Genomic DNA, 1,519 nt, shown 5'->3' on the forward strand with positions numbered 1-1,519 from the left:
GGAGAAGAAGTCCGCGGTCGTGACGCTTGCGGGTGTCCTCGAGATCGAACGCAACCTGCTCGAGGAAAAGCTGCTGAGCAAGGACGAGGGTGCTCTCTTCACGATTGCGAACAAGTTCGCGATCCGGCACCAGCGTGCAGACCAGCAGCCCGACTACGACGATGCCTACCTCGACTGGATCTTCTGGTGGTACCTCGCAACGGTCGAGCTCGTCCGATCCCTCCGTCAAAGAGGCGCCGCGCAGCCGTAGCTTCAGCGGTGTGACACGGGGTTCATCCGACGCGCCCCGCCGAAGCGTCGTCGACCCACAGGAGGAAGCCGGTCGCGACGAGGACGGCCTGTACAGCGTTGCGCTTGCTGAACTGGCGGCCCGCGGCCGAGTGGGTGGTCGCGTGCCGGGAGTAGGCCCACGGCACGGGGTCCTCCCAGTGTCGGTAGTTCGCGTGGGAGCCGTAGACCGGTATGAGTGCGAGAGGCTCGCTCACGCGGAAGCCGTCAAGGACGCTCTGGTCCCGGTTCTTCTCCCGGCCGGTACGGGTGACCGCCTCGCGGATCGTCTTGTCGTCGAGGACGAGTCGGGTGGCTCCGTCGAGCGCCGCCGTCGCAGCGGCCTGTGCTGCGATCAGGTGCCCGGTGCGCGCCGCACCGATCGCATCGCGGAGCATCACCACGGTGAACTCGAGCCCGCGAGCTGTTACGGCGTCGAGCGCGCTGCCACAGTCGTCCAGGATGAGAGTCGCCGCGTCGCCCAGGATGCGTCGACGCGCCGGTGCGTCTGGCGCCCTCAGGAAGCGGCGAGCGACAGCAATCCGTGGCACGCCGTACAGGCTGATTCCTTCGTCCCGGCCCATTTCGATGGCTGACACGAGCGGGAGGTCAGATCCAAGCGCGCGCAGGTTGGGGGGCAGAGAGCGCGCGAGCAAGCGCGCGACGTCGAACTGTCCGACGAGCTGTCGCCGGAGGTGGCCCATCATCGCGTTGAGCGCATCGACGATCGGCGAGAGCTGCTGAGAGGGCGGCGGCGCCCATGCCCGGCCAATCGCGGCGATCGCTTCACGCAGGCCCGGGTTCAGGTCCCACTCGCCGATCCGGAGATACAGGTCTGCCATTGTTCGTGACGGCTCGGAGGCAGGACTCATGCGAAGGAAGAGTAGGCGTCGAGGCCTGTTTGTCGCCGCGCCGCTGCGCCGTGTCGCTGAGTCGCACCTGCAACCCGTCGAGGTTTGCCCGGATGTGGGAACGTGCGAGAACCGCGGGGTCGTTCCACGGTGGTCTGACCACCGACGGAGTGGGGTATCCCGTGGCAGTGACGATCGAGCTCTATCACCAGGACGACCAGTGGAACGTTCGCCGTCAGGGCGAGCGTGAGCCGCTGTCGAACCACGCGACGAAGGACGACGCGGTCGCGGCCGGGCGCGCGGCCGCCGAACGTGAGGGGGCCGAGCTCGCGATCAAGAACCTGGACGGGACGATCGCGCAGAAGGACTCCCACGGGCACGACCCGCGCAACGTCCCGGGC

The 1,519-nt window shown here is 67.7% G+C and carries 2 protein-coding genes and 1 pseudogene; 2 read left to right on the forward strand and 1 reads right to left on the reverse strand.

The annotated features are described in order from the left end of the window. Window positions 1-250, forward strand: a pseudogene (locus ACFVQZ_RS36445) (hypothetical protein); the annotation flags it as partial. 22 nt (window positions 251-272) lie between these two features. On the opposite strand, the gene ACFVQZ_RS36450 reads toward ACFVQZ_RS36445, so the two are convergent. Next, window positions 273-1,139 (reverse strand): hypothetical protein, encoded by an 867-nt coding sequence (locus ACFVQZ_RS36450; RefSeq protein WP_378231426.1) that lies wholly within the window; start codon window positions 1,137-1,139, stop codon window positions 273-275. Window positions 1,140-1,306: 167 nt separating this feature from the next. Between ACFVQZ_RS36450 and ACFVQZ_RS36455 the strand changes: the two genes are divergently transcribed. Next, window positions 1,307-1,519: DUF2188 domain-containing protein (locus tag ACFVQZ_RS36455; protein WP_378231429.1), on the forward strand; the 213-nt coding region annotated here is incomplete at its 3' end.

The organism is Streptomyces sp. NPDC057854 (assembly GCF_042797055.1).
Taxonomy (GTDB): domain Bacteria; phylum Actinomycetota; class Actinomycetes; order Streptomycetales; family Streptomycetaceae; genus Streptomyces.